28 protein-coding genes are annotated in these 26,039 nt (G+C 72.2%); 25 read left to right on the plus strand and 3 right to left on the minus strand.

The features are described 5' to 3' along the window. The first annotated feature begins 366 nt into the window (after positions 1–366). The 15 genes from secY to glmM all read left to right on the plus strand — a co-directional run bounded on the left by secY (position 367) and on the right by glmM (position 12,656). Entirely contained in the window at positions 367–1,677 is a 1,311-nt protein-coding gene (gene secY / locus ABZ885_RS16830) for a preprotein translocase subunit SecY (protein ID WP_360188374.1), read from the plus strand. Continuing rightward, complete coding sequence (locus ABZ885_RS16835; RefSeq protein ID WP_360188376.1) at positions 1,677–2,330, plus strand: adenylate kinase; 654 nt, start codon at positions 1,677–1,679, stop codon at positions 2,328–2,330. The genes secY and ABZ885_RS16835 overlap by 1 nt, the downstream gene beginning before the upstream one ends. A 132-nt stretch (positions 2,331–2,462) precedes the next feature. After that, the gene (gene map, locus ABZ885_RS16840; protein WP_360188378.1) at positions 2,463–3,302 is read left to right on the plus strand and encodes a type I methionyl aminopeptidase; all 840 of its coding nucleotides are present in this window, start codon (positions 2,463–2,465) and stop codon (positions 3,300–3,302) included. A 126-nt stretch (positions 3,303–3,428) separates the two neighbouring features. Continuing rightward, positions 3,429–3,854: a large conductance mechanosensitive channel protein MscL gene (gene mscL, locus ABZ885_RS16845; protein WP_360188380.1), complete on the plus strand. Its 426-nt coding sequence runs from the start codon at positions 3,429–3,431 to the stop codon at positions 3,852–3,854. A 171-nt stretch (positions 3,855–4,025) separates the two neighbouring features. After that, positions 4,026–4,247: a translation initiation factor IF-1 gene (infA, locus tag ABZ885_RS16850; protein WP_003956442.1), complete on the plus strand. Its 222-nt coding sequence runs from the start codon at positions 4,026–4,028 to the stop codon at positions 4,245–4,247. A 33-nt stretch (positions 4,248–4,280) separates the two neighbouring features. Beyond that, a complete protein-coding gene (rpmJ, locus tag ABZ885_RS16855; protein WP_003956441.1) occupies positions 4,281–4,394 on the plus strand; it encodes a 50S ribosomal protein L36 in 114 nt (37 codons plus the stop codon). Positions 4,395–4,570: 176 nt separating this feature from the next. Then, entirely contained in the window at positions 4,571–4,951 is a 381-nt protein-coding gene (rpsM, locus tag ABZ885_RS16860) for a 30S ribosomal protein S13 (RefSeq protein WP_097237495.1), read from the plus strand. Positions 4,952–5,023: 72 nt separating this feature from the next. Beyond that, a complete protein-coding gene (gene rpsK / locus ABZ885_RS16865; RefSeq protein ID WP_014136257.1) occupies positions 5,024–5,431 on the plus strand; it encodes a 30S ribosomal protein S11 in 408 nt (135 codons plus the stop codon). Between the two features lie 130 nt (positions 5,432–5,561). After that, positions 5,562–6,584, plus strand: a complete 1,023-nt coding sequence (locus ABZ885_RS16870) for a DNA-directed RNA polymerase subunit alpha (RefSeq protein ID WP_030055844.1) — start codon at positions 5,562–5,564, stop codon at positions 6,582–6,584. Between the two features lie 127 nt (positions 6,585–6,711). Beyond that, positions 6,712–7,191, plus strand: coding sequence for a 50S ribosomal protein L17 (gene rplQ, locus ABZ885_RS16875; protein WP_360188382.1), 480 nt, complete (start codon positions 6,712–6,714; stop codon positions 7,189–7,191). 80 nt (positions 7,192–7,271) lie between these two features. Continuing rightward, positions 7,272–8,174: a tRNA pseudouridine(38-40) synthase TruA gene (gene truA / locus ABZ885_RS16880; protein WP_360188383.1), complete on the plus strand. Its 903-nt coding sequence runs from the start codon at positions 7,272–7,274 to the stop codon at positions 8,172–8,174. A 78-nt stretch (positions 8,175–8,252) separates the two neighbouring features. Beyond that, on the plus strand, positions 8,253–9,911 hold the full coding sequence (locus ABZ885_RS16885; RefSeq protein ID WP_360188385.1) for an ATP-binding cassette domain-containing protein: 1,659 nt from the start codon (positions 8,253–8,255) through the stop codon (positions 9,909–9,911). Positions 9,912–10,120: 209 nt separating this feature from the next. Then, a complete protein-coding gene (gene rplM, locus ABZ885_RS16890; protein WP_030263432.1) occupies positions 10,121–10,564 on the plus strand; it encodes a 50S ribosomal protein L13 in 444 nt (147 codons plus the stop codon). Between the two features lie 46 nt (positions 10,565–10,610). Then, entirely contained in the window at positions 10,611–11,114 is a 504-nt protein-coding gene (gene rpsI, locus ABZ885_RS16895; RefSeq protein ID WP_360188387.1) for a 30S ribosomal protein S9, read from the plus strand. A 177-nt stretch (positions 11,115–11,291) separates the two neighbouring features. Then, on the plus strand, positions 11,292–12,656 hold the full coding sequence (gene glmM / locus ABZ885_RS16900; protein WP_360188389.1) for a phosphoglucosamine mutase: 1,365 nt from the start codon (positions 11,292–11,294) through the stop codon (positions 12,654–12,656). A gap of 74 nt (positions 12,657–12,730) precedes the next feature. Here glmM and coaA read toward each other — a convergent pair whose 3' ends face one another. After that, entirely contained in the window at positions 12,731–13,726 is a 996-nt protein-coding gene (coaA, locus tag ABZ885_RS16905; RefSeq protein ID WP_360188391.1) for a type I pantothenate kinase, read from the minus strand. Between the two features lie 99 nt (positions 13,727–13,825). On the opposite strand from coaA, the gene glmS reads away from it, so the two are divergent. After that, positions 13,826–15,682, plus strand: coding sequence for a glutamine--fructose-6-phosphate transaminase (isomerizing) (gene glmS / locus ABZ885_RS16910; RefSeq protein ID WP_360188393.1), 1,857 nt, complete (start codon positions 13,826–13,828; stop codon positions 15,680–15,682). A 41-nt stretch (positions 15,683–15,723) separates the two neighbouring features. Here glmS and ABZ885_RS16915 read toward each other — a convergent pair whose 3' ends face one another. Further along, positions 15,724–16,281 carry a Uma2 family endonuclease gene (locus ABZ885_RS16915; RefSeq protein ID WP_360188395.1) on the minus strand — a complete coding sequence of 186 codons (558 nt, stop codon included), beginning with the start codon at positions 16,279–16,281 and terminating at the stop codon, positions 15,724–15,726. 352 nt (positions 16,282–16,633) lie between these two features. Here ABZ885_RS16915 and ABZ885_RS16920 point away from each other — a divergent pair, with 352 nt between their 5' ends. The 5 genes from ABZ885_RS16920 (at position 16,634) to ABZ885_RS16940 (ending at position 22,314) form a co-directional block, all read left to right on the plus strand. Continuing rightward, on the plus strand, positions 16,634–18,148 hold the full coding sequence (locus tag ABZ885_RS16920) for an NAD(P)H-hydrate dehydratase (protein ID WP_360188397.1): 1,515 nt from the start codon (positions 16,634–16,636) through the stop codon (positions 18,146–18,148). 326 nt (positions 18,149–18,474) lie between these two features. After that, positions 18,475–19,824 (plus strand): alanine racemase, encoded by a 1,350-nt coding sequence (alr, locus tag ABZ885_RS16925; protein WP_360188399.1) that lies wholly within the window; start codon positions 18,475–18,477, stop codon positions 19,822–19,824. Continuing rightward, the gene (locus ABZ885_RS16930) at positions 19,821–21,308 is read left to right on the plus strand and encodes an alpha/beta fold hydrolase (protein WP_360188401.1); all 1,488 of its coding nucleotides are present in this window, start codon (positions 19,821–19,823) and stop codon (positions 21,306–21,308) included. Before alr ends, ABZ885_RS16930 begins: the two co-directional genes overlap by 4 nt. 170 nt (positions 21,309–21,478) lie before the next feature. Then, positions 21,479–21,976 carry a tRNA (adenosine(37)-N6)-threonylcarbamoyltransferase complex ATPase subunit type 1 TsaE gene (gene tsaE, locus ABZ885_RS16935; protein ID WP_360188403.1) on the plus strand — a complete coding sequence of 166 codons (498 nt, stop codon included), beginning with the start codon at positions 21,479–21,481 and terminating at the stop codon, positions 21,974–21,976. Between the two features lie 128 nt (positions 21,977–22,104). Continuing rightward, positions 22,105–22,314, plus strand: coding sequence for a hypothetical protein (locus tag ABZ885_RS16940; protein ID WP_360188405.1), 210 nt, complete (start codon positions 22,105–22,107; stop codon positions 22,312–22,314). 45 nt (positions 22,315–22,359) lie between these two features. On the opposite strand, the gene ABZ885_RS16945 is transcribed toward ABZ885_RS16940, so the two are convergent. Then, the gene (locus tag ABZ885_RS16945; protein ID WP_360188410.1) at positions 22,360–22,932 is read right to left on the minus strand and encodes a hypothetical protein; all 573 of its coding nucleotides are present in this window, start codon (positions 22,930–22,932) and stop codon (positions 22,360–22,362) included. A gap of 291 nt (positions 22,933–23,223) precedes the next feature. Between ABZ885_RS16945 and tsaB the strand changes: the two genes are divergently transcribed. The 4 genes from tsaB to ABZ885_RS16965 all read left to right on the plus strand — a co-directional run bounded on the left by tsaB (position 23,224) and on the right by ABZ885_RS16965 (position 25,835). Then, positions 23,224–23,880, plus strand: coding sequence for a tRNA (adenosine(37)-N6)-threonylcarbamoyltransferase complex dimerization subunit type 1 TsaB (gene tsaB / locus ABZ885_RS16950; RefSeq protein WP_360188406.1), 657 nt, complete (start codon positions 23,224–23,226; stop codon positions 23,878–23,880). A gap of 104 nt (positions 23,881–23,984) precedes the next feature. Beyond that, positions 23,985–24,464 carry a ribosomal protein S18-alanine N-acetyltransferase gene (gene rimI / locus ABZ885_RS16955; RefSeq protein WP_360188412.1) on the plus strand — a complete coding sequence of 160 codons (480 nt, stop codon included), beginning with the start codon at positions 23,985–23,987 and terminating at the stop codon, positions 24,462–24,464. Further along, a complete protein-coding gene (tsaD, locus tag ABZ885_RS16960) occupies positions 24,457–25,560 on the plus strand; it encodes a tRNA (adenosine(37)-N6)-threonylcarbamoyltransferase complex transferase subunit TsaD (protein ID WP_360188408.1) in 1,104 nt (367 codons plus the stop codon). Before rimI ends, tsaD begins: the two co-directional genes overlap by 8 nt. Positions 25,561–25,589: 29 nt before the next feature. Beyond that, entirely contained in the window at positions 25,590–25,835 is a 246-nt protein-coding gene (locus ABZ885_RS16965; RefSeq protein ID WP_360188414.1) for a hypothetical protein, read from the plus strand. Positions 25,836–26,039 lie beyond the last annotated feature (204 nt).

Consider the following 26,039-nt stretch of genomic DNA (forward strand, 5'->3'; position numbering starts at 1 on the left):
CTGCGCCTGCTGCGCGAACTCGCCCATCTCGGCACCATCGCCGCCGTCGCCGAAGAGGTGCGGGGCTCGTGCCTTTCCCGGCCGGGTCCCTTCGTCCACGCCGGGTCCCTTCGTCCACCGCCCCTTCTCAGGTGGGTGCGGGCCTCGTTCTTTTGTGTGGCAAACCCGGGCATCCCGTACCCCGTGAGTGGGGGAGGGGCCGTACGCGCTTCTTTCGAGTGGCCGCGCACTGTTAGAGTCCGTGGAGTTCCCTTGTAGGCTGCGCGTAGGCTCGCCTGTGCCGTCTGTACGGGGGCCCGAACCGCAAACTCCCCAATTCAGGACCGACCCTCCCGCCGACGACGCGCGGGAGGCGCAGGAGGCACCGTGCTCAGTGCGTTCGCGCGGGCGTTCCAGACGCCCGACCTGCGCAAGAAGCTGCTGTTCACGCTGGGCATCATGGTGCTGTTCCGGCTGGGATCGCACATCCCGGTACCCGGGGTGGATTTCCAGGCCGTCAACGCCTGTGTGAAGGAGACCAAGAACAGCGGTCTGTTCGGGCTCGTCAACCTGTTCAGCGGTGGCGCGCTCCTCCAGCTGACGATTTTCGCGCTCGGCATCATGCCGTACATCACGGCCAGCATCATCCTCCAGCTCCTCACCGTCGTGATCCCGCGGCTCGAGGCGCTGAAGAAGGAGGGCCAGGCCGGGACCGCCAAGATCACCCAGTACACCCGCTACCTGACCATCGCGCTCGCCGTGCTCCAGGGCACCGGCATCGTGGCGACGGCCTCCAGCGGCGCGCTGTTCTCGGGCTGCCCCTACGCGAACCAGATCGTGCCGGACACCGGCGTGTTCCGGATCGCGGTCATGGTCCTCACCATGACCGCCGGCACCACCTTCATCATGTGGCTGGGCGAGCTGATCACCGACCGCGGCATCGGCAACGGCATGTCGCTGCTGATCTTCACCTCGATCGCGGCCCAGTTCCCGTCCTCGATGTGGGCGATCAAGCAGTCCGGCACCATCGGCGACGGCTGGGTCGAGTTCCTCTCCGTGGTCGCGGTCGGCATCATCGTTGTGATGCTGGTCATCTTCGTGGAGCAGGCGCAGCGCCGGATCCCGGTCCAGTACGCGAAGCGGATGATCGGCCGGCGGGCGTTCGGCGGCACCTCGACCTACATCCCGCTCAAGGTGAACCAGGCCGGTGTCATCCCGGTCATCTTCGCCTCGTCGCTGCTGTACATCCCCGCCCTGGTGGTGCAGCTGACCAACAGCCAGGCGAGCTGGGCGGTGTGGATCCGGACGAACTTCGTCAAGGGTGACCACCCGATCTACATGGCCACCTACTTCCTGCTGATCGTCTTCTTCGCCTTCTTCTACGTCGCCATCTCCTTCAACCCCGAAGAAGTTGCCGACAATATGAAGAAGTATGGTGGGTTCATCCCGGGTATCCGGGCCGGCCGGCCGACGGCCGAGTACCTGAACTACGTGCTCACCCGTATCACGTGGCCGGGTTCGCTCTACCTGGGCCTGATCGCGTTGATCCCGATGATCGCCCTGGTCGCCTTCGGACAGCAGACCAACTTCCCGTTCGGCGGCACCAGCGTTCTCATCGTCGTCGGCGTCGGACTCGAAACTGTCAAGCAGATCGAGAGCCAGCTCCAGCAGCGCAATTACGAAGGGTTCCTCCGCTGATGCGTATCGTCCTCGTCGGGCCTCCCGGGGCCGGGAAGGGTACTCAGGCGCACCTGCTCGCCAAGACCCTGTCCATCCCCCACATCTCCACCGGCGACCTGTTCCGCGCCAACATTGGCCAGGGCACCCCGCTGGGGCTCGAGGCCAAGAGCTACATGGACGCGGGTCGCCTGGTGCCTGATGAGGTCACCATCGGGATGGCCAAGGACCGCATGCTCCAGCCGGACGCCGCCAAGGGCTTCCTGCTGGACGGCTTCCCCCGCAACCTGGGCCAGGCCAAGGCGCTGGACGAGTTCCTCGTCGAGCAGGGCATCGCGCTGGACGGCGTGCTGGACCTCGAGGTCCCCGAGGACGAGGTCGTCAAGCGGATCGCCGGCCGCCGGCTCTGCCGCAACGACGGCGGCCACGTGTTCCACGTGGACTACAACCCGCCGAAGGCCGAGGGCGTCTGCGACGAGTGCGGCGGCGAGCTGTACCAGCGCTCGGACGACACCGAGGAGAAGGTGCGCACGCGCCTGGAGGTCTACCACACGGAGACCGAGCCGATCATCGACTACTACCGCCAGCAGGGCCTGATCGAGACGATCCCGGCCCTCGGCAAGGTGAACGAGGTCACCCAGCGCGCGATCGAGGCGCTGAAGCAGGACAGCTGACAGTCTCAGCAGCGACCTACCTACGGCCGCGCTCCCCGTCCGGGGCAGCGCGGCCGTACGGCGTCGTACGGTGGAACGAGTGCACGGCCGCGCGGCAAGGACCGGGCGGGAACCCAAGGAAGGCGTGACCAGATGGTGGAGATCAAGACCCCCGAGCAGATCGCGAAGATGCGAGCGGCCGGGCTGGTCGTCGCCGAGGCGCTGAAGGCCTGCCGCGAGGCGGTCGCTCCGGGGGTGACCACCCAGGAGCTCAACGACGTCGCCGACAAGGTCATCACCGACCACGGCGCCACCTCGAACTTCCGCGCCCACCACGGCGGCCTCTGGTTCCCCGGCGTGATCTGCGCCTCGGTGAACAACGAGGTCGTGCACGGCATCCCCGGCGACCGGGTGCTGCAGGAGGGCGACGTCATCTCCATCGACTGCGGCGCGATCCTGGACGGCTGGCACGGCGACGCGGCGATCACCGTCGCGGTCGGCGAGGTCCGGCCCGAGGTCGAGATGCTGAGCCGGGTCACCGAGGGCTCGATGTGGGCCGGCATCGCCCAGATGAAGAAGGGCAACCGCCTGGTCGACGTCTCCAAGGCGATCGAGGGCTACATCCGGCGCCAGCCGCTGCCGCCCAAGGGCAAGTGGGGCATCACCGAGGGTTACGGCGGCCACGGCATCGGCACCGCGATGCACATGGAGCCGCACGTGCTGAACTACGTCGAGCGCGGCCGTGGCAAGGGCCCCAAGCTGATCCCCGGCACCGTGCTGGCGATCGAGCCGATGGTCTCGCTGGGCACCCCGCACACCACGGTGCTGGAGGACGACTGGACCGTCGTGACCAACGACGGCACCTGGGCCTCGCACTGGGAGCACTCGGTGGCGGTCACCGAGCAGGGCCCGCTGGTCCTGACCGCCTTCGACGGCGGCCAGGCCGAACTCGCCAAGCTGGGCATCACCGCAGCTCCGGACCCGCTCGCGTAGCCGGGCCGCACGGCTGACGAAGGATCAGAGCCCTGGAGGTTTGGACCTCCAGGGCTTTTGTCCTATTTTTATCGGCTGACAGTGGCGACAGTGGCCGGACCGGCTTCGAGCGAGCAGGAGAGAGCAGTGTTCAAGGGATTCCGCGACTTCATGATGCGCGGCAACGTGGTGGACATGGCCGTCGGTGTGGTCATCGGTGCCGCCTTCACCGGGGTGGTGACCGGCTTCGTGTCGGCGTTCCTCACCCCGCTGGTGGGCGTGGTGGTCGGTGCGGCCGGCGACTTCAGCTCCTACAAGGCGACGGTGGCGGGCGTCACCTTCCCGTACGGGCAGTTCCTCAACGTGCTGATCGCGTTCTTCATGACCGCCGCGGTCCTGTACTTCTGCATCGTGCTGCCGGTGACCAAGGCCACCGCCCGCTACCTGCCGAAGAAGCCGAAGGCCCCGAAGCGCCCCTGCCCGGAGTGCCTGACCGAGATCCCGGAGGAGGCCCGCCGCTGCTCGGCCTGCACCTCGCACGTGGAGCCGCTCCGGGTCGTCTCCGCGCGCTGACCCGCCCGGGTCCCGGTTTTGGCGCATCCCACGGGCTGGCGTAGGATGGACCGTCGGCTCACTCGTAGCGTGCTTCAGCACGCCCTCTTCCCTCACGGGTCGGGGTGAACCCAGGTTCGCACGAGCGTGCCGCATACGGTAGCCGGTCCCGGAAGGTGGATCTCGCAGTTCATGGCTAAGAAGCAAGGCGCCATTGAGATCGAGGGCACCGTGATCGAGTCTCTTCCGAACGCGATGTTCAAGGTCGAGCTGCAGAACGGTCACAAGGTCCTCGCGCACATCAGCGGCAAGATGCGCATGCACTACATCCGCATCCTGCCGGACGACCGGGTCGTCGTGGAGCTCAGCCCCTACGACCTCACGCGCGGCCGGATCGTCTACCGCTACAAGTAAGAACGTCAGATCTAGACCCGGAGAACCTGAAGCATGAAGGTCAAGCCGAGCGTCAAGAAGATCTGCGACAAGTGCAAGGTGATCCGCCGTCACGGCCGGGTCATGGTGATCTGCGACAACCTGCGCCACAAGCAGCGCCAGGGCTGATCTCTCCCCAGCATTTCTCGTAGTACTTCGCGCGACGCGAAATCGTCATAAGCGGGTCACCCGATCCGTCCCACCCGGGACGGACTGCCGCCCCCGGTCAGAGGCCGGGGCTCCCTCACCGTGAGGTGTCGGAGTAGGTGGCACGCCAGACCTCTGAAGAACCACAGGAGCCTTGAATGGCACGCCTCGCCGGCGTTGATCTCCCCCGTGAGAAGCGGATCGAGATCGCCCTCACCTACGTGTACGGCATCGGCCGTACCCGCGCCCAGCAGACCCTGGCCGAGACCGGCGTCAACCCGGATGTCCGCGTTCGCGACATCTCCGAGGAAGACCTCGTCAAGCTGAGCCAGTACATCGACGCCAACTACACGGTCGAGGGTGACCTCCGCCGTGAGGTGGCCGCCGACATCCGCCGCAAGGTCGAGATCGGCTGCTACGAGGGTCTGCGTCACCGCCGTGGCCTGCCGGTCCGCGGTCAGCGCACCCACACCAACGCGCGTACCCGCAAGGGCCCGCGTCGCGCGATTGCCGGCAAGAAGAAGCCGGGCAAGAAGTAGTCCGTCCCGTAACCGGACATCCCTCCGGCCCGCGGGTCAGCGGACCGACCACCTCAGTAGGAGAACAGACTTATGCCCCCCAAGGGTCGTCAGGCTGCCGGCGCGAAGAAGATCCGCCGCAAGGAAAAGAAGAACGTCGCTCACGGCCACGCGCACATCAAGAGCACGTTCAACAACACCATCGTTTCGATCACCGACCCGTCGGGCAACGTGATCTCCTGGGCCTCCGCCGGCCACGTCGGCTTCAAGGGCTCGCGCAAGTCCACCCCGTTCGCCGCGCAGATGGCCGCCGAGGCCGCTGCCCGTCGCGCGCAGGAGCACGGCATGCGCAAGGTTGACGTCTTCGTGAAGGGTCCGGGCTCCGGCCGCGAGACCGCGATCCGTTCGCTCCAGGCCACCGGCCTGGAGGTCGGCTCGATCCAGGACGTCACCCCCACCCCGCACAACGGCTGCCGTCCGCCGAAGCGCCGCCGCGTCTGACGCGGTGCCTTCGGGCACACTGGTAGTGCTTTAAACCTCGTACGGGCTCCTGTTCCACGCAGGAGCCCGTACGCTTGGTCCTGTCGGCATCAAATAGTGGGTGCCGAAGACAACCGGAGGATTACCCCCCATGCTTATCGCTCAGCGTCCCTCGCTGACCGAAGAGGTCGTCGACGAGTTCCGCTCGCGGTTCGTGATCGAGCCGCTGGAGCCGGGCTTCGGCTACACCCTCGGCAACTCCCTGCGCCGCACGCTCCTGTCGTCGATCCCGGGTGCCGCTGTCACCAGCATCCGCATCGACGGCGTCCTGCACGAGTTCACCACCGTGCCGGGCGTCAAGGAGGACGTCACCGACCTCATCCTCAACATCAAGCAGCTGGTCGTCTCCTCGGAGCACGACGAGCCGGTCGTGATGTACCTGCGCAAGCAGGGCCCGGGTGTGGTCACCGCCGCCGACATCGCGCCCCCGGCCGGTGTCGAGGTGCACAACCCCGAGCTCGTCCTCGCCACGCTGAACGGCAAGGGCAAGCTGGAGATGGAGCTGACCGTCGAGCGCGGTCGCGGCTACGTCTCCGCCGTCCAGAACAAGGCCTCCGGCCAGGAGATCGGCCGCATCCCGGTCGACTCGATCTACAGCCCCGTGCTGAAGGTCACCTACAAGGTCGAGGCCACCCGTGTCGAGCAGCGGACCGACTTCGACAAGCTGATCGTCGACGTCGAGACCAAGCCCGCCATGCGCCCGCGTGACGCCATGGCCTCGGCCGGCAAGACCCTGGTGGAGCTGTTCGGCCTCGCCCGCGAGCTGAACATCGACGCCGAGGGCATCGACATGGGCCCGTCCCCGACGGACGCCGCCCTGGCCGCCGACCTGGCGCTGCCGATCGAGGAGCTCGAGCTCACCGTTCGGTCGTACAACTGCCTCAAGCGCGAGGGCATCCACACCGTGGGTGAGCTCGTCGCCCGCTCCGAGGCCGACCTGCTCGACATCCGCAACTTCGGTGCGAAGTCGATCGACGAGGTCAAGGCGAAGCTGGCCGGCATGGGCCTGGCCCTCAAGGACAGCCCGCCCGGGTTCGACCCGACCGCCGCCGCCGACGCCTTCGGCGCCGACGACCTGGACGACGCGGGTTACGCGGAGACCGAGCAGTACTGAGAGACTTGACCGCGGGGGCGGTTCCCCGGAACCGCCCCCGTCGTCGTGAAAGTCGTGCGGGCACAGTGCCCGTACGCCCGCTGCGGTACCTGGTACGGCCGCAGTCGGAGATTCGAGGAGTAATTCCATGCCGCGTCCCACCAAGGGTGCCCGCCTCGGCGGCGGCCCGCACCACGAGCCGCTGCTGCTCGCCGGTCTGTGCCGGGAGCTGTTCCAGTACGGCCGCATCACCACGACCGAGGCCAAGGCCCGTCGGATGCGCCCGCTGGCGGAGAAGCTGATCACCAAGGCGAAGAAGGGCGACATCCACAACCGTCGCCTGGTGCGCAAGACCATCACCGACATCTCGGTGCTGCACACCCTCTTCACCGAGATCGCGCCGCGCTACGAGAACCGCCCGGGTGGCTACACCCGCATCACCAAGATCGGTCCCCGTCGCGGCGACAACGCCCCGATGGCCGTGATCGAGCTGGTCGAGGCGCTGACCGTCGCGCAGACCGCCGTCGGTGAGGCCGAGGCCGCCACCAAGCGTGCGGTCAAGGAGGCCGACGAGGCCAAGGTCGAGGCCCCCGCGGCCGACGAGGCCGAGGCTGCCGAGCAGGCCTGACACCACTAGGTGTGTTGCGGGCCCGCTTCCCCATCCGTGGGGGAGCGGGCCCGTTCCTCATGTCCAGGGAGTGAAGAGCAGTGGTCAACGATTGCGCCGAGCAGCCGCCGGTCAAGGACGGTCCGGCGGACGGCTACGTCCGGGTCCGGCTGGACCTCGCCTACCAGGGCGCCGGGTTCTCCGGCTGGGCCCGGCAGCGCGGTGGCCGGCGGACGGTGCAGGAGGAGATCGAGACCGCCCTGCAGGTCGTCACCCGCAGCTCCGAGCTCTACCCGCTGACCGTGGCCGGCCGCACCGACGCCGGGGTGCACGCCCGCGGCCAGGTCGCGCACGTCGACCTGCCGGACGGGCTCTGGGCCGAGCACCGCGAGAAGCTGCTGCGCCGGCTGGCCGGGCGGCTGCCCGGGGACGTCCGGATCTACCGGGTCGGCGAGGCCCCGGCCGGCTTCGACGCCCGCTTCTCGGCGATCTGGCGCCGCTACGCCTACCGGGTCGCCGACCACCCCGGCGGGGTGGACCCGCTGCTGCGCGGGCACGTGCTCTGGCACGACCGGCCGCTGGACGTCGAGAAGATGAACGCGGCCGCGAAGCTGCTGCTGGGTGAGCACGACTTCGCCGCGTACTGCAAGAAGCGTGAGGGCGCGACCACCATCCGCACCCTGCTGGAGCTGCACTGGGACCGCGTCCCGGTGGACGCCTACGCCGCCCAGGAGGGCTCGCTGGCGGTCGCCACCGTGCGGGCCGACGCCTTCTGCCACAACATGGTGCGGGCGCTGGTCGGCGCCATGCTGCTGGTCGGCGACGGCCACCGGCCGGTGGAGTTCCCCGGCGAGGTGCTGGCCGGCGGGGTGCGCAACTCCGCGGTCAACGTGATCCGGCCGTACGGGCTGACGCTGGAGGAGGTCGGCTACCCGGCCGACGACCAGCTCGCCGAGCGCAACCGGGCCGCGCGGCGGATCCGGACCCTGCCGGGCCGCCCGTAGGCCCGCCGGGCCGTCCGTGCGCCCGGGCCGAAGGTAATCCGTTTTGGTCCTGGGCGGCCGCTTGGGACAATCTCCCTCATGGGACACGTCGAGATTTCGCACCTTGAGTACTACCTGCCGGACGGGCGGGTGCTGTTCGACGACGCGTCCTTCCGGGTCGGCGAGGGCGCCGCGGTGGCCCTGGTGGGCGCCAACGGCGCCGGCAAGACCACGCTGCTGCGCATGATCGCGGGCGACATCCAGGCGCACGGCGGCTCGGTGACGATCAGCGGCGGGCTCGGCGTGATGCGCCAGTTCGTCGGCACCACCGGCCGCGAGGACCAGAAGGAGACGCCGGGCGCCCTGCCCGCCGACGCCTCCGTCCGGGACCTCCTGGTCTCCGTCGCCCCCGAGCGGATCGCCGTCGCCGCCCGCGCGGTGGACGCCGCCGAACTGGCGATGATCGCCCAGGACGACGAGAAGACGCAGATGGCCTACGCCCAGGCGCTCTCCGACTGGGCCGACGTCGGCGGCTACGACTACGAGACCGACTGGGACGTCTGCACCATGGCGGCCCTCGGCATGCCGTTCGACAAGGCCCAGTGGCGCGGCCTGAACACGCTCTCCGGCGGCGAGCAGAAGCGCCTGGTGCTGGAGGCGCTGCTGCGCGGCCCCGAAGAGGTCCTGCTGCTGGACGAGCCGGACAACTACCTGGACGTCCCGGGCAAGCGCTGGCTGGAGGAGGCCATCAAGGCCACCCCGAAGACCGTGCTGTACATCTCGCACGACCGCGAGCTGCTCTCCCGGACGGCCGAGAAGATCATCAGCGTGGAGTCCGGTGCGGCCGGCTCCAGCGTCTGGGTGCACGGCGGCGGCTTCGACACCTTCCACGAGGCCCGCAAGGCCCGGTTCGAGCGCTTCGAGGAGCTGCGCCGCCGCTGGGACGAGGAGCACGCCAAGCTGAAGAAGCTGGTCGTCACCCTGCGCCAGGCCGCCTCGGTCAGCCACGAGATGGCCTCCCGCTACTCGGCCGCCCAGACGCGGCTGAAGAGGTTCGAGGACGCCGGCCCGCCGGAGACGCCGCCGCGCGAGCAGACCATCACCATGCGACTCAAGGGCGGCCGGACGGGCGTGCGCGCGTTCACCATGGAGCAGCTGGAGCTCACCGGCCTGATGAAGCCCTTCGACCTGGAGGTCTACTACGGCGAGCGGGTCGGCGTGCTGGGCTCCAACGGCTCCGGCAAGTCGCACTTCCTGCGGCTGCTCGCGGGGGACGCCACGGTCGCGCACACCGGTGCGTGGAAGCTCGGCGCCCGGGTGGTGCCGGGGCACTTCCGGCAGACCCACGCCCACCCGGAGCTGCTCGGGCGCACCGTCCGCTCGATCGTCGAGGAGGAGCACGCGCTGAGCCGCGGCGCCGCGATGGGGGCGCTGCGCCGGTACGAGCTGGACCGGCAGGAGGAGCAGAAGTTCGAGTCGCTGTCCGGCGGGCAGCAGGCCCGGCTGATGATCCTCAAGCTGGAACTCTCCGGCGTCACGGCCCTGCTGCTGGACGAGCCGACCGACAACCTGGACCTGGAGAGCGCCGAGGCGCTGCAGGCCGGCCTGGAGGCCTTCGACGGCACCGTGCTCTGTGTGACGCACGACCGGTGGTTCGCCAAGACCTTCGACCGCTTCCTGGTGTTCGGCGCGGACGGCCGGGTCTACGAGTCGCCCGAGCCGGTCTGGGACGTGACCCGGGTCGAGCGCGAGCGCTGACCGTTTTTGACCCGCCCGGGGAGGCCCGGTAGGCTGGGTGCTTGTTGTGCGTATTGGCTCGCTCTATCTCACGTGAGAGGTCGGTACGCCGGAGATATCAGGTCGACAACCCAGCGGCCCCCCTTGAATTGCGTCCAAGGCGGCCAGGCTGATGCCTCGACCGGGTGCTCCTGTCAGGACCCACTCACTGAAAAGCAGAGGCTACGACCGTGCGTACGTACAGCCCCAAGCCCGGCGACGTCCAGCGTCAGTGGCACGTCATCGACGCGACCGACGTCGTGCTCGGCCGCCTGGCTTCCCAGGCCGCCAACCTCCTCCGGGGCAAGCACAAGGCGATCTACGCGCCGCACGTTGACACGGGTGACTTCGTCATCATCATCAACGCGGACAAGGTGCACCTGTCGGGTAACAAGAAGACCCAGAAGATGGCCTACCGCCACAGCGGCTTCCCGGGCGGTCTCCGCTCGGTCCGCTACGACGACCTCCTGGACAAGAACCCGGAGAAGGCCGTCGAGAAGGCCATCAAGGGCATGATCCCCAAGAACAGCCTGGGCCGTCAGATGCTCTCGAAGCTCAAGGTCTACTCGGGCGACCAGCACCCGCACGCTGCCCAGCAGCCGGTGCCGTTCGAGATCACCCAGGTCGCGCAGTAATTCCGGCCACCAAGCCCCCCAACACTGAAAAGAGCTGAGGAACACCGTGGCCGAGACCACTGAAACCCTTGAGGTCGACTTCGACGAGACCGTCGTCGAGGGCGAGTACACCTCCGAGGAGAGCTACACCTCCGAGTCGCTGGCCGGCCGCTTCGGCGAGGCCACCCCGGGCGCCGGCCTCGGCCGTCGCAAGGAGGCGATCGCCCGCGTGCGCATCGTCCCCGGCACCGGCGTTTGGAAGATCAACGGTCGCACCCTGGAGAACTACTTCCCCAACAAGGTGCACCAGCAGACCGTGAACGAGCCCTTCAAGCTGCTGGAGCTCGACGGTCGTTACGACGTCGTCGCCCGCATCTCGGGTGGCGGCGTGTCCGGCCAGGCCTACGCGCTGCGCCTCGGCGTGGCCCGTGCCCTGAACGAGGCCGACGTGGACAACAACCGCGGCGCCCTCAAGAAGGCCGGCTTCCTGACCCGTGACGCCCGCGCCGTCGAGCGCAAGAAGGCCGGTCTGAAGAAGGCCCGCAAGGCGCCGCAGTACAGCAAGCGCTAATTGCGCCCCAGGGGTGCGTACCGCCCTGGTGGTGCACACCCCTGGTTGCGCTCTCACGCCCCGGAGTACCCCGTGTACTCCGGGGCGTCGTGCTCCCCGGCCGTTGTGCGGCGGCCGGGGAATCGATCGGATGGTGCTGCCGGACACGGCCGGCGGCGGCGATGGAGGACGGGACAAGTGGGACGACTCTTCGGTACGGACGGCGTACGCGGCGTGGCCAACGAGAGCCTGACGGCCGAGCTGGCGCTCGGGCTGTCGGTCGCGGCGGCGCACGTGCTGGGTGAGGCCGGGGCCTTCGACGGCCACCGGCCGGTCGCGGTGGTCGGCCGTGACCCCCGGGCCTCGGGCGAGTTCCTGGAGGCCGCGGTCATCGCCGGCCTGGCGAGCGCGGGCGTCGACGTGCTGCGGGTCGGCGTGCTCCCCACCCCGGCGGTCGCCTACCTGACCGGCGCGCTCGGCGCCGACTTCGGCGTGATGCTCTCCGCCAGCCACAACGCCATGCCGGACAACGGCATCAAGTTCCTCGCCCGCGGCGGCCACAAGCTGGACGACCGCATCGAGGACGCCATCGAGACGCACTACCGGACGTACTCCGTCGGCAGCGACGAGTGGAAGCGCCCGACCGGTGCCGCCGTCGGCCGGGTCCGCGAGTACACCGAGGGCTTCGACAAGTACGTCGCCCACCTGATCGGCGTGCTGCCCAACCGCCTGGACGGCATCCGGGTCGTCATCGACGGCGCCCACGGCGCGGCCGCCTACGTCGCCCCCGAGGCCTTCGCCCGGGCCGGTGCCGAGGTCGTCCACACCCTGGGGGCCGAGCCCACCGGTCTCAACATCAACGACGGTGTCGGCTCCACCCACCTGGACCGGCTGCAGACCGCGATGAAGGAGCACCGGGCCGACCTGGGCATCGCGCTCGACGGCGACGCCGACCGCTGCCTGGCCGCCGACGCGGACGGCAACGAGGTCGACGGCGACCAGATCATCGCGATCCTGGCCGTCGCCATGAAGGAGGCCGGCACGCTGCGCGGCAACACGGCCGTCGCCACCGTGATGTCCAACCTGGGCTTCAAGCTGGCGATGGAGCGCGAGGGCATCGACCTGGTGCAGACCGCGGTCGGCGACCGCTACGTGCTGGAGGCGATGAAGGAGCACGGCTTCGCGCTGGGCGGCGAGCAGTCCGGCCACGTCATCCTGCTGGACCACGCGACCACCGGCGACGGCACGCTGACCGGCCTGATGCTGGGCGCCCGGCTGGCCGCCACCAAGCAGCCGCTGGCCGACCTGGCCGCCGTGATGACCCGGCTGCCGCAGCTGCTGATCAACGTCAAGGGCGTCGACAAGAGCCGGGTGAAGAGCAGCACCGAGCTGGCCGCCGCGGTCGCCGAGGCGGAGGCCGAGCTGGGCTCCACCGGCCGGGTGCTGCTGCGCCCGTCCGGCACCGAGCCGCTGGTCCGGGTGATGGTGGAGGCCGCCGACCAGGTGCAGGCCAAGGCCGTCGCCGAGCGGCTGGCCGAGGCGGTCCGGACGTACCTGGGCTGACCCCGCCGCGTGCACGCGGAAGGCCCCCGCCGGTTCCCCGGCGGGGGCCTTCCCGGTTCCGTGGTGACGCCCGGTCAGAGCTTGCGCAGCAGCGCCCGGCGGACCTTGTGGTCCTGGCCCTTCTGCAGGATCAGCGTGGCGCGGCCGCGGGTGGGCAGCACGTTCTCCAGCAGGTTGGGCTTGTTGATGGTGCGCCAGACCTGGCGGCCGTAGTCCATCGCCTCCTCCTCCGGCACCTCGGTGAAGCGGCGGAAGTAGGAGTTCGGGTCCTGGAAGGCGGTCTGCCGCAGCTTGCGGAAGCGGTCCAGGTACCAGCTCTCGATGTCGTCGGTGCGGGCGTCGACGTAGATCGAGAAGTCGAAGTAGTCGGCCACCGCGAGGCGGGTCCGGCCGTCGGTGCCGGGCAGGGCCGGCTGGAGCACGTTCAGGCCCTCGACGATCAGGATGTCCGGGCGCTCCACGGTGAGGCGCTCGCCCGGCACGATGTCGTACACCAGGTGCGAGTAGACGGGCGCGGTCACCCGCTCCTTGCCGGCCTTCACGTCCGCCACGAAGCGCATCAGGGCGCGGCGGTCGTACGACTCGGGGAAGCCCTTGCGGGCCATCAGGCCGCGGCGGCGCAGCTCCGCGTTGGGGAGCAGGAAGCCGTCGGTGGTGACCAGCTCGACCCGGGGGTGTTCCGGCCAGCGGGCCAGCAGGGCCTGCAGCAGACGGGCGGTGGTGGACTTGCCGACGGCGACCGAGCCGGCCACGCCGATGATGAACGGGGTGCGGGTGCGCTCGGTGTCCGGGGTGTCCAGGAAGGTGCCCAGGGCGCCGCGCAGGTCGTGCGTGGCGTGGATATAGAGGTTCAGCAGCCGCGACAGCGGCAGGTAGACGTCGCGGACCTCGTCCAGGTCGAGGGCCGTGCCCAGGCCGCGCAGCCGCTCCACCTCCTCCGCGGTCAGCGGCAGCGGCGTACGCTCGCGCAGGGCGCTCCACTCGGCCCGGCTGAGGTCCACGTAGGGGGACGGTGACGGGCCGGGCGTGGCGGCGCCCCGCGTACAGAGTTCGGTCAGCACATCGTCCATTGTGGGCCGTAGCGGCGTTCAGGGCGGTTGTGGTGTCGGTCACGCGCTGTGGGCGAACTGTGCGAATGGGGCATCCTGAGCGCCCTTATGCTGGCACGCATGTGCGGAATCGTTGGATACGTGGGCGCTCAGCCCGCTCTTGATGTAGTAATCGCCGGCCTGCAGCGGCTGGAGTACCGGGGCTACGACTCGGCCGGTGTCGCGGTGCAGGTGCAGGGCTCCGACGGGCAGTGGAGCCTGGCCACCGACAAGCGGGCCGGCAAGCTCGCCAACCTGGAGAAGTCGCTCGCCGAGACCCCTCTTCCCGGCGGCACCACCGGCATCGGTCACACCCGCTGGGCCACCCACGGCGGTCCGACGGACGCCAACGCCCACCCCCACCTGGACGACGCGACCCGGGTCGCCGTGGTCCACAACGGCATCATCGAGAACTTCGCCCAGCTGCGGGCGGAGCTGGCCGAACGCGGTCACACGCTGCGCTCGGAGACCGACACCGAGGTCGTCGCGCACCTGCTGGGCGAGGTGTACGAGGGCGACCTGGCCGAGGCGATGCGGGCGGTCTGCCGCCGTCTGGACGGCGCCTTCACCCTGGTGGCCGTGCACGCGGACGCGCCGGACGTGGTCGTCGGTGCCCGCCGCAACTCGCCGCTGGTGGTCGGGCGCGGCGAGGGCGAGAACTTCCTCGCCTCCGACGTCGCCGCGTTCATCGCCCACACCCGTGAGGCGATCGAGCTGGGCCAGGACCAGGTGGTCGAGCTGCGCCGTGAGGGCGTGACGGTGACCAACTTCGACGGCACCCCGGCCGACGTGCGCGAGTACCACGTCGACTGGGACGCCTCGGCCGCCGAGAAGGGCGGCTACGACTACTTCATGCTCAAGGAGATCGCCGAGCAGCCGAAGGCCGTCGCCGACACCCTGCTCGGCCGGATCGGCACCGACGGCCGGCTCACCCTCGACGAGCTGCGGATCTCCGACGCGGACCTGCGCTCGGTCGACAAGGTCGTCATCGTCGCCTGCGGCACCGCGTTCCACGCGGGCATGATCGCCAAGTACGCGATCGAGCACTGGACCCGCATCCCCTGCGAGGTCGAGGTCGCCTCGGAGTTCCGCTACCGCGACCCGATCATGGGCCCGGGCACGCTGGTCATCGCCATCTCGCAGTCCGGCGAGACCATGGACACCCTGATGGCGCTGCGCCACGCGCGCGAGCAGGGCGCCAAGGTGCTGGCGATCTGCAACACCAACGGCTCCACCATCCCGCGCGAGTCGGACGCGGTGCTGTACACGCACGCCGGCCCGGAGGTCGCCGTCGCGTCCACCAAGGCGTTCCTGACCCAGCTGGTGGCCTGCTACCTGGTCGCGCTCTACCTCGGCCAGGTCCGCGGCACCAAGTGGGGCGACGAGATCTTCACCATCATCCGCGAGCTCGGCGACGCGCCGAAGCAGGTGGAGCAGGTGCTGGAGACCATGGAGCCGGTGCGCGAGCTGGCCCGCTCCCTGGCGGACGCCCGCTCGGTGCTGTTCCTGGGCCGCCACGTCGGCTTCCCGGTGGCCCTGGAGGGCGCGCTCAAGCTCAAGGAGCTGGCGTACATGCACGCCGAGGGCTTCGCGGCGGGCGAGCTGAAGCACGGGCCGATCGCGCTGATCGAGGAGGGGCTGCCGGTCGTGGTGGTCGTGCCCTCGCCGCGCGGGCGGTCGATCCTGCACGACAAGATCGTCTCCAACATCCAGGAGATCCGGGCCCGCGGCGCGCGGACCATCGTGATCGCGGAGGAGGGTGACGAGGCGGTCGTCCCGTACGCGGACCACCTGATCCGCATCCCGGCGACGCCGACCCTGCTCCAGCCGCTGGTCTCCACGGTTCCGCTGCAGGTCTTCGCCTGCGAGCTGGCCACGGCCAAGGGCCACGAGGTCGACCAGCCGCGCAACCTCGCGAAGTCGGTCACGGTCGAGTAGCCGGTCCTGCGCCCGTACGGCGCCCCTGCGGTGGCTGCGTCCTACCGCAGGGGCGCCGTGTCGAGCGTGAAGGAGAAGGGGGCGGGCAGGTCGATCGACTTGCCGAACCCGGTCTGGTGAAGGGTGGTGTAGTCACCCTCCGCGGGCTCGGTGAACAGCGTGACCGTGCCTTCGCTGCGGTCGACGAGCAGGTAGCACGGGATGCCCGCGGCGGCGTAGCCCAGGCGCTTGGACTCGCGGCCCTTGACCGGATTGGTCGACGTCACTTCGAGGACCAGCTCGACTCCCACCGCCGACGCCCACGAGTCCTGGGCGCGGAAGTGGCCGACGGGAGCGACCGTGGCGTCCGGGACGAACCGGCCCCTCGGAGTGATCAGGCCCTTCCCTCCGCTGACGTACAGCTCTTCGGCCGACTCCAGCGCAACGGCACGGGCGAACCGGGCAACCGCGTCCTCGTGGTCACCGTCCGGTGGCGGCGTCACGACGATCTCCCCTTCGATCAGCTCGGCCTTGAAGCCCGGAGGCGTGTCCAGCTCCAGGAACGCCTGGAGGACCTCGTCCTGGTCCAGCGGGTGCTCGACTGCCGGCATGGCGACCATGGCCCTTCTCCCTTCTGTGGGTCCGCGCCGAGCGACACGGTAGGCGGACGGACCGACAGCGATGGGGGATCGAAGTGGTTGTCACTCGGAAGTGTGCCGCAATGCCGGAGGACCAGCAGGTGATCACCCGGGGTGGGATCGACGTGGCCTGGACCGACGCGGCCGGGATCGACGTGGCCGGGATCGAACGGGTTCGGGGCTGCGCCGGAGCGGATGTTAGGGGTGGTGGCCGGCGGGCCGGGGCGGCTGCGCGGGCGGGCGGGCCTTTCCTTCGCCCGTGGCCTGTGTCGCCCGGCCGGGGCGCGGGCGTAGCGTCGGCGGTAGTCATCGCCGAGGGTTAAAGGGCTTCTCCATGCGCCACGCTCACCGTGTCGAACAGGTCCGGGCCGCCGAGGCCGAACTGATGTCCCGGCTGCCCGGGGGCACCCTGATGCAACGGGCCGCCGCCGGCCTCGCCGCCACCTGCGCCCGGCTGCTGACGAGACGTCGCGGCCGGGTGTACGGGAGCCGGGTGGTGGTGCTCGCGGGCAGCGGCGACAACGGTGGTGACGCACTGTACGCCGGCGCGGCGCTGGCCCGGCGCGGTGCGCGGGTGACGGCGGTGCTGCTGGCCCCGCAGCGCGCCCACGCCGGGGGGCTGGCGGCCCTGCGGGCGGCGGGCGGCCGGTCGACGCAGGAGCAGGAGGCCGGCCTGGCCGCCTTCTCGGACGCGGATCTGGTGCTGGACGGCATCGTCGGCATCGGCGGCCGGGGCGGACTGCGCCCCGGGGCCCAGCCGTACGCGCGGGCCGGACGGCGCGGGGTGGTGGTGGCCGTGGACGTGCCGAGCGGGGTGGACGCCGACACCGGCGAGGTGCCGGGCGAGGCCCTGCGGGCGGACGTCACGGTCTGCTTCGGGACGTACAAGCCGGGGCTGCTGACCGACCCGGGCGCCTCGTACGCGGGCGCGGTGCAGCTGGTGGGGATCGGGCTGGACCTGCCGCCGGCCGAGGTGACGGCGTTGCAGCACGCGGACGTGGCCGCGCTGCTGCCGGTGCCGGGGGTGGAGAGCGACAAGTACCGGCGCGGCGTCGTCGGGGTCGCGGCCGGGTCGGCGACGTACCCGGGGGCGGCGCTGCTCGCCGTCGCCGGGGCGCTGCACGGCGGTGCGGGCGCGGTGCGGTACGTCGGGACGGCGGCCGAGGAGGTGGTGCGGCGGTTCCCGGAGACGCTGGTCACCGAGGGCGGGCCGGCCGGCGCGGGACGGGTGCAGGCCTGGGTGGTCGGCCCCGGTGGCGGCGAGGGGGCGCGGCAGGCGCTCGCGGAGGCGCTGGCGGCCGACGTGCCGGTCCTGGTGGACGCGGACGGGCTGACCGAGCTGGGCCGGCTCGGCCCGGGGGCGCTCGCCGGGCGGACGGCGCCCACGCTGCTCACCCCGCACGCCGGCGAGGCGGCCCGGCTGCTGGCGGGGGTGGACGGCACCGCTCCGCAGGCCGCCGACGGACTGGCGGCCGCGCGGCTGGCCACCGCCCGTCGGCTCGCGGCGGCGTACCGGGCGACGGTGCTGCTGAAGGGCTCCACCACGGTGGTCGCCGACCCGGGCGGCGCGGCGCGGGTCAACCCGACCGGGACGTCCTGGCTGGCCACCGCCGGCAGCGGCGATGTGCTGGCCGGCCTGGCCGGCTCGCTCCTCGCGGCGGGCCTCCCGGTGCTGGACGCCGCCTCGGTGGCCGCCTACCTGCACGGGCTCGCCGGGCGCCACGCGGCCGGCGCCCCGGGCGCCGCGGGCACCGGGGGTGCGCCGGTGACGGCGCTCGGGGTGGCCGACGCCCTCCCGGCGGTCTGGCGCGACGTGCGGGCCGCGGCGGAGGAGGTGGCGGGGGAATAGACCGACCGGTCTACAGAAAAGGAATGGACCGACCGGTCTACAGAATTTTCGCGAGGCGTGCGGGAGCCACCCGAGGTGCTTGGCGCGGCCCGACGCGGCCGGGCGTAGGCCCCGGGAGCGGCCCGCCCATGGCCCGCCGTAGGCCCCGGGAGTGACCCGGGAGCGGCCCCGGAGTGGGAAGTCGGACCAGCCGACTTCCCACTCCGGCGGGGTGGCGGAACCGACGGCCCTTCGTGGGCGTCCGGAACAGTGGGGAGAGGGGTGGGGGCCGCCGGGCCGACGGGCCGTTCGGCGAGGACTCCGGGACGTCTGGGAGACTGACCCTGATGACAACTGCGAAGACGACCGGCGCGGCCACCCTCACCGACGGCGTACGGGCCGAGGCGACCATTGATCTGGCCGCCCTGCGCGGCAATCTCGCCGCGCTGCGCGAGCGCGTGGGCGCCGCCACGGTGATGGCCACGGTCAAGGCGGACGCCTACGGCCACGGCGCGGTCCGCTGTGCCCGCGAGGCGGTCGCAGCAGGCATCGGCTGGCTCGGTACGGCGCTCCCCCAGGAGGCGCTGGCGCTGCGCGCCGCCGGGATCCGCCCCGACCAGGCCCGCATCGTCTGCTGGCTCTGGACGCCCGGCGGCCCCTGGCGGGAGGCGCTGCTCGCCGACGTCGACGTCTCGGTGAGCGGGCAGTGGGCGCTGGACGAGCTGCTGGCCGCGGTCCGGACGACCGGTGTCCCGGCCCGGGTGCACCTGAAGGCCGATACCGGTCTCGGCCGCAACGGCTGCCAGCCGCACGACTGGCCAGAGCTGGTCGCCGCCGCCCGGCGCGCCGAGGCCGAGGGCATGCTCACCGTCGTCGGCGTCTGGTCGCACTTCGCCGCGGCCGACGAGCCCGGCCACCCCTCCATCCAGGCCCAGCTGGACGCCTTCCGCGAGGCGCTGGCCCACGCCGAGGCCGCCGGGCTGCGCCCCGAGGTCCGGCACCTCGCCAACTCGCCGGCCACCCTGCTGCTCCCGCAGTCGCACTACGACCTGGTGCGCACCGGGCTGGCGATGTACGGGCTCTCGCCCGTCCCGGAGGTCGGCGCGCCCGCCGACTTCGGGCTGCGCCCGGTGATGGCGCTGACCGCGCGGCTGGCCCTGGTCAAGCACGTCCCCGGCGGGCACGGCGTCAGCTACGGCCACCACTACACCACCCCCGGCCCGACCACCCTGGGCCTCGTCCCGGTCGGCTACGGCGACGGCATCCCCCGGCACGCCAGCGGCGCCGGCCCGGTGCAGATCGCGGGCAAGTGGCGGACGGTGGCCGGCCGGGTGGCGATGGACCAGTTCGTCGTCGACCTCGGCGGGGACACCCCGGCCGTCGGCGACGAGGTGCTGCTGTTCGGCAACGGCGAGAGGGGCGAGCCGACCGCCGAGGACTGGGGCCGCGCCGCCGGCACCATCGCGTACGAGATCGTGACCCGGATCGGCGCCCGGGTGCCGCGCCGCTACCTCGGTGGCATCGCCGACGAGCCGCAGCCCGGCGGCCCGCTCGCCCAGGGCGTGCCGGCGGCGCAGTCGTTCGCGCCGGGCACGCCGACGCCGGACGTGCTCGCACCTGGCGTGCTCGCACCGGACGTGCTCGCGCCGGGCGGCGGGCTCGTCGGCGGCGCACTCGTCGACGGCGCGCTCGGATGAGCGAGGAGGCCGGCTCCGACCCGGTGGCGGCGGTGGCCAAGGCGGCCGGCGCGGCGTCCGGGGTGAGCCGGGCGGGCCTGATCGGGATCTCGGTCGGCGTGGTCGCGGCCGGCGCGGCCGCCGGCGTGGCGATCGAGCGGCTGACCGTCGGCCGGGCGACCCGCCGCCGGGCCCGCGCCGAACTGGACGCCAACGCCCCGTACGGCTCGCTGCGCGGCCGCCCCCGGACGGTGACCGCCGCCGACGGCACCGAGCTGTACGCGGAGCTGGACGGCACGGGCTGGCCCGAGCCCGTCCGCCCGCCGTCGGCGGGGGCGCGGACGGCGCCGGCTCCTGCGCCGCAGCCCGGGTCCCAGTCCGAGTCGCAGTCCGGGCCGCAGTCCGGGCCGCTGCCCGCGGGACAGCCCGAGCCGCAGCCCCGGGCGGAGTCCGCGGGTGTCGCGGCGGCCGTTCGGCGCGGCTGGTTCGCCCGCCGCCGCCCGGACGCCACCGGGGACGCCGGTGCCGCGCCCACCGCCACGGCGACCGCCGTCACCACCGCGCCCGCCACCACGGCGCCCGCCACCGCCACCACCGCCGCGCCTACCACCGCACCGGTCGACGGCGAGCCGCTGACCGTGGTCTTCTGCCACGGCTACTGCCTCAACCAGGACAGCTGGCACTTCCAGCGCGCCGCCCTGCGCGAGGGCATGCGGCTGGTCTTCTGGGACCAGCGCAGCCACGGCCGCTCCGAGCGCTCCCGCTCCTTCCTGGCCGGCGAGCCCGCGAGCATCGACCAGCTGGGCGGCGACCTCAAGGCCGTGATCGACGCCGTCGCACCGGCCGGGCCGCTGGTCCTGGTCGGCCACTCGATGGGCGGCATGACGGTGATGGCGCTGGCCGACCAGCACCCGGAGCTGTTCCGGGAGCGGGTCGCCGGGGTCGCCCTGGTCGGCACCCTGGCAGGCGACTGGGACGCCGTCACCCTCGGTCTCCCGGCGGCCGGGGCCAAGCTGTTCAAGAAGGTCGCGCCGGGCGTGATGAAGCTGCTCGGCCGCCAGGTGGAGCTGGTGGAGGCGACCCGCCGACTGGGCGCGGACGTCAGCGCCGTCTTCTACCGGAAGTTCTCCTTCGGCGGGAAGGACGTGGACCCGGGCGTGGTCCGGTTCGCCGAGCAACTGCTGGACGCCACCCCGATCGACGTGGTGGCCGAGTTCTACCCGGTCTTCGGCGTGCACGAGAAGTCCGCCGCCCTGGCCGCCCTGCGCGGCATCCCCACCCTGGTGCTGGCGGGCACCAAGGACCTGCTGACCCCGCCCGGCCACAGCGAGGCGATGGCCCGGCAGCTGCCCGGCGCCGAACTGGTCCTGGTCGAGGACGCCGGCCACCTGGTGATGCTGGAGCGCCCCGACCTCGTCGACCGGCACCTGGCCGCCCTGCTCGGGCAGGCGGCCGACCACCGGCGCGCCGCCCCGCTGCCCCCCGCCGTCCGCGACCTGGCCTGAACGCCCGGCCGGGCCCTGCGCGGCACAGCAGGGCAGGGCAGGGCAGAGCAGGGCACGGTAGGGCGGGGCAGGGGCCGGAGCGCGGGCGGGCGCGGATGTGGCACCGTAGCGGGGGCGCCCGGTGGTCGGTGCGCCGTCGTACGGCACGTACCGAAGGGCTTGATTCGCGCATGGGCTCGCACGCCACTCTCACCGTCGCCACTCCCGAGCGGATGGGCCGGCTCGGAAGGGAGCTGGCCGCGCTGCTGCGGCCGGGGGACCTCGTGCTGCTCTCCGGCGAGCTGGGCGCGGGGAAGACCACGCTGACCCGCGGTCTGGGGGAGGGGCTGCAGGTGCGCGGGGCGGTCACCTCGCCGACGTTCGTGATCGCCCGGGTCCACCCGTCGCTGGTCGGCGGGCCGGCGCTGGTGCACGTGGACGCGTACCGGCTGGGCGGGGACCTGGACGAGATGGAGGACCTCGACCTCGACGTGTCGCTGCCGGAGTCGGTGGTGGTGGTCGAGTGGGGCGAGGGCAAGGTCGAGCGGCTGTCCGACGACCGGCTGGAGGTCCGGATCGAGCGCGCCCTCGGTGCCACGGCGGAGGGGGACGACGAGGACCCGCGCCGGGTGGTGCTGGCCGGGATCGGTGCACGCTGGGCCGGGGTGGAGCTGGCCGGGCTCGCCTGATCCGGTCCGCGGCAGGGGCAACCCGGGCCGACGCCTTGCCGACAGGCTGTCGGCAAAGTGTTGCGGGCGGGGGACCGGGCGTGATGGGATGGGTGCTGCGGTTAGGTCTGCCTAACTAGGGAGGCGCCATGTCGAGCACCACCCCCGCCCCGGAGCGCGCGCCGCGCGGCACCGGGGCCGGAGAGCCCGCCCGCAGTGTCCAGGGCGCGCCGATGCGAGCCCTGCTGGCCGCCTGTGCGGCCGCCGAGGCGGTCTCCACCCCGCCGGAACGCGGCGGGAACGCCGAACTCCCCGGCACGCCCGGCGAACCGACGGCAGACACCCCGCGCGCCGCCTGACCTCCACCGCCTGACCGCCGCCGCCCGGGCGGCACGGCCCGCCGGTCAGGCGATCACGACCACCTTGGTGCCGTTCGGCGCGAAGTCCCAGAGCAGCTGGCCGTCCTGACGGCTGCTGCGGATGCCGCCGGTCTTGGCCTTCGGGTCGGCGGTCGGCGTGGTGCCGTCCACGGCCGCACTGAAGCCGAACACGACGCCGTTCTGCTGGGCGAAGCGCACCACGTGCTCGATCTGCCGGCCGTCGGTGCCGGTGGTGGTCGGCGTCCGGCTGTAGACCGGGTAGCTGCCGGGGGCCGGTTCCACCGAGCCCGGGGAGACCGCGTAGGCGGCGACCACCTGCGGGTTCTTCTTGGGGTCGACCAGCCAGACGTGGTGGCTGCCGACCGAGTAGACGACCCGCAGCCCGGTGCCGGAGGTGGCGGGCAGTGCCGGGACGGTCGGGGTGGCCGAGGCGGTGGGCGTGGCCGTGGCGACCGGTCCGCTCGACGACGCGGTGACGCTGGCGCTCGGCCGGGCACCGCCTGCACGGTCCTGCGCGCCGTTGGCCTGGAAGGCCAGCAGGCTCACCACCGCCAGGGCCCCCAGGGTCAGCCCCGTGACCACCACTCCAGGACCCATCTTCGCCACGTGTGCTCCCACCGCCGTCCCAAAACCCGTCGGGCCCCATCGTGCCAGGTCCGTCGGCCCGGACCCGCACCCCGTAGGACGTGTGTTCCGGACCCGGACGCGCTGACGACCGGCCGGAGCAGAACCCGGGCAGGACACGGGCAGGACGTGGGCGGGACCGGGGACAGGACGGGAGCAGGACGGGGCAGGACCCCGGGACAGGAGGGGAGCCGTACCGGGCCGCGGGCGGGTGCGGCACGACCGGCGGCCGTTCCTCCGCGCCGACCGGTCTAACCTTGACCCGTGCTGCTGCTCGCGTTCGACACCGCTACCCCCGCCGTCACCGCCGCCGTTCACGACGGCACGGCCGTCCTCGCCGAGACCGACCAGGTCGACGCCAGGCGTCACGGCGAACTGCTCCTCCCCGCCATCGACCGGGTGCTGCGGACGGCCGGCGTCGACAAGCACCGGCTGACCGGCATCGCGGTGGGCGTCGGCCCGGGCCCGTACACCGGACTGCGGGTCGGCCTGGTCACCGCCGCCGCGCTCGGCCACGCGCTCGGCGTGCCGGTGCACGGCGTCTGCACCCTGGACGCGATCGCCCACGCGGCCCGCGCCGCGGGGCTGGCCGACGAGCCGTTCACGGTGGCCACCGACGCGCGCCGCAAGGAGGTCTACTGGGCCTCGTACGACGCCGACGGCCGCCGCACCGAGGGCCCCGCGGTGGACCGCCCGGCCGAGCTGCGGCCGCGGCCGCGCGCGGTCGGCGCGGGCGCGCTGCTCTACCCGGACACCTTCCCGGGCGCGCACGGGCCGGAGCACGTCTCGGCCGGCGCCCTGGCCGACTTCGCCGCCGGCGAGCTGGCGGCCGGCCGCGAACTGCTGCCGAACGTGCCGCTCTACCTGCGCCGCCCGGACGCCCAGGTGCCGGCCGGCTACAAGGCGGTGCTCCCGGCGTGACCGGCCCGACCGGCGTGACCGGCGTGACCGGGGTGACCGGTCCGGGCGGCGCCGACAGCCCGGACGGCACGAGCAGTGCCGCGACCACCGTCACCCTGCGCCCGATGCGCTGGTGGCACATCGCACCGGTGATGGAACTGGAGCTGGAGCTCTTCCCGGAGGACGCCTGGTCCACCGGGATGTACTGGTCCGAGCTCGCCGAGACCCACCCGGGCGGCACCCGCCACTACACCGTCGCCACCACCGACGACGGCGCCGTCGTCGGCTACGCCGGGCTGATGGTGGTGGCCGGCGAGGGCGACGTGCAGACCATCGCCGTCGACCACCGCCTCCAGGGCGCCGGCCTCGGCGCGGCGCTGCTCACCGACCTGATCCGGGAGGCCGCCCGGCGCGGCTGCGCGGAGCTGCTGCTGGAGGTGCGGGTGGACAACCCGCGCGCCCAGCGGCTGTACGAGCGGTTCGGCTTCGAGCCGGTCGGCATCCGGCGCGGCTACTACCAGCCGGCCAACGTCGACGCGCTGGTGATGCGCCTCGACCACCCAAGCATCGAACCGAAGGACCTGAAGGAAACCCGCCATGGCTGACGAACCGCTCGTCCTCGGCATCGAGACCTCCTGCGACGAGACCGGCGTCGGCATCGTCCGCGGCACCACGCTGCTCGCCGACGCGGTCGCCTCCAGCGTCAACGACCACGCCCGGTTCGGCGGCGTCGTCCCGGAGATCGCCAGCCGCGCGCACCTGGAGGCGATGGTCCCCACCATCCAGCGCGCCCTGGACACCGCCGGCATCAAGGCCACCGACCTGGACGGCATCGCCGTCACCGCCGGTCCCGGCCTGGCGGGCGCGCTGCTGGTGGGCGTCAGTGCCGCCAAGGCGTACGCCTGGGCGCTGGACAAGCCGCTGTACGGGGTCAACCACCTCGCCTCGCACATCTGCGTGGACCAGCTGGAGCACGGCCGGCTGCCGTCGCCGACGATGGCCCTGCTGGTCTCCGGCGGGCACTCCTCGCTGCTGCTCAGCGAGGACATCACCACCGACGTCCGCCCGCTCGGCGCGACCATCGACGACGCGGCCGGCGAGGCCTTCGACAAGGTGGCCCGGGTGCTCGGCCTGGGCTTCCCCGGCGGCCCGGTGGTCGACCGCACCGCCCGCGAGGGCGACCGCAAGGCGATCGCCTTCCCGCGCGGCCTGACCGGTCCCAAGGACCCGGAGTACGACTTCTCCTTCTCCGGCCTGAAGACCGCCGTCGCCCGCTGGGTGGAGGCCAGGCGCCGGGCCGGCGAGGACGTGCCGGTCGCCGACGTGGCGGCCTCGTTCCAGGAGGCGGTCACCGACGTCCTGACCCGCAAGGCCGTCAAGGCGTGCAAGGAGAACGGCGTCGACCACCTGATGATCGGCGGCGGGGTGGCGGCCAACTCGCGGCTGCGCGAGATGGCCCAGCAGCGCTGCGACAAGGCCGGCATCCGGCTGCGGGTGCCGCGTCCGGGCCTGTGCACCGACAACGGCGCGATGGTCGCCGCGCTCGGCGCCGAGATGGTCTGGCGCGACCGCGCGCCCTCCTCCTTCGACCTGTCGGCCGACTCCTCGCTGCCCGTCACCGACGTCCACGTGCCGGCCCCGGCGGCCGGGCACGGCGACGTCCACGGCCAGGCCTACCGGGCGCTGGGCGGGGAGAAGTGACCGTGCCGGACGGGCCCACCACCGCCGCGATGTGGGAGGCCCGGGCCGCCGAGGGGCGCGGGGCCGAGCTGGCCGCGTGGGTGCGCGGGACGGCGCTGCCCGCGCTGCGCGGCTCGGCCGGCCTGGTCCGCACCGAGCTGTTCGGCGCACCCGGTGACCGGGTGCTGCTGATCACCTGGTGGACCGGCGAGCCGGTGCCGGTCGCCGAACCGCCCGCCGGGCTGACCGGCCGTCCGGTGCACCGCTGGTCCTTCGTCAGCGAGCACGTGGAGTAGCCCTCCCCGGGCCTGTGCGGGAACCGATCACCCGGCCGTTACCGTGCATAGCTGAGAGACGGCTGGACGGGACCGGGGAGCGCGGCGCGGTGAAGAGGTACGGGCGGGGCAGGACGAGGACGTACGCGGTGGGGGCGCTGGCCCTGCTGACGGCGGCCACCGGCTGCGGCAGCGGTGGCGGCGGGCCGGCCGCGGCCGGCAGCA

Source organism: Kitasatospora sp. NPDC047058 (assembly GCF_040643935.1).
GTDB lineage: Bacteria > Actinomycetota > Actinomycetes > Streptomycetales > Streptomycetaceae > Kitasatospora.

Bases quoted from the DNA above. Each gene is read 5' to 3' on its own strand.
- ABZ885_RS16835 (WP_360188376.1), top strand. From the start codon at position 1,677: ATGCGTATCGTCCTCGTCGGGCCTCCCGGGGCCGGGAAGGGTACTCAG.
- map (WP_360188378.1), top strand. From the start codon at position 2,463: ATGGTGGAGATCAAGACCCCCGAGCAGATCGCGAAGATGCGAGCGGCC.
- infA (WP_003956442.1), top strand. From the start codon at position 4,026: ATGGCTAAGAAGCAAGGCGCCATTGAGATCGAGGGCACCGTGATCGAG.
- rpmJ (WP_003956441.1), top strand. From the start codon at position 4,281: ATGAAGGTCAAGCCGAGCGTCAAGAAGATCTGCGACAAGTGCAAGGTG.
- rpsM (WP_097237495.1), top strand. From the start codon at position 4,571: ATGGCACGCCTCGCCGGCGTTGATCTCCCCCGTGAGAAGCGGATCGAG.
- rpsK (WP_014136257.1), top strand. From the start codon at position 5,024: ATGCCCCCCAAGGGTCGTCAGGCTGCCGGCGCGAAGAAGATCCGCCGC.
- ABZ885_RS16870 (WP_030055844.1), top strand. From the start codon at position 5,562: ATGCTTATCGCTCAGCGTCCCTCGCTGACCGAAGAGGTCGTCGACGAG.
- rplQ (WP_360188382.1), top strand. From the start codon at position 6,712: ATGCCGCGTCCCACCAAGGGTGCCCGCCTCGGCGGCGGCCCGCACCAC.
- ABZ885_RS16885 (WP_360188385.1), top strand. From the start codon at position 8,253: ATGGGACACGTCGAGATTTCGCACCTTGAGTACTACCTGCCGGACGGG.
- coaA (WP_360188391.1), bottom strand. From the start codon at position 13,726: ATGGACGATGTGCTGACCGAACTCTGTACGCGGGGCGCCGCCACGCCC.
- glmS (WP_360188393.1), top strand. From the start codon at position 13,826: ATGTGCGGAATCGTTGGATACGTGGGCGCTCAGCCCGCTCTTGATGTA.
- ABZ885_RS16915 (WP_360188395.1), bottom strand. From the start codon at position 16,281: ATGGTCGCCATGCCGGCAGTCGAGCACCCGCTGGACCAGGACGAGGTC.
- ABZ885_RS16920 (WP_360188397.1), top strand. From the start codon at position 16,634: ATGCGCCACGCTCACCGTGTCGAACAGGTCCGGGCCGCCGAGGCCGAA.
- alr (WP_360188399.1), top strand. From the start codon at position 18,475: ATGACAACTGCGAAGACGACCGGCGCGGCCACCCTCACCGACGGCGTA.
- ABZ885_RS16930 (WP_360188401.1), top strand. From the start codon at position 19,821: ATGAGCGAGGAGGCCGGCTCCGACCCGGTGGCGGCGGTGGCCAAGGCG.
- tsaE (WP_360188403.1), top strand. From the start codon at position 21,479: ATGGGCTCGCACGCCACTCTCACCGTCGCCACTCCCGAGCGGATGGGC.
- ABZ885_RS16940 (WP_360188405.1), top strand. From the start codon at position 22,105: ATGTCGAGCACCACCCCCGCCCCGGAGCGCGCGCCGCGCGGCACCGGG.
- ABZ885_RS16945 (WP_360188410.1), bottom strand. From the start codon at position 22,932: ATGGGTCCTGGAGTGGTGGTCACGGGGCTGACCCTGGGGGCCCTGGCG.
- rimI (WP_360188412.1), top strand. From the start codon at position 23,985: ATGCGCTGGTGGCACATCGCACCGGTGATGGAACTGGAGCTGGAGCTC.
- tsaD (WP_360188408.1), top strand. From the start codon at position 24,457: ATGGCTGACGAACCGCTCGTCCTCGGCATCGAGACCTCCTGCGACGAG.
- ABZ885_RS16965 (WP_360188414.1), top strand. From the start codon at position 25,590: ATGTGGGAGGCCCGGGCCGCCGAGGGGCGCGGGGCCGAGCTGGCCGCG.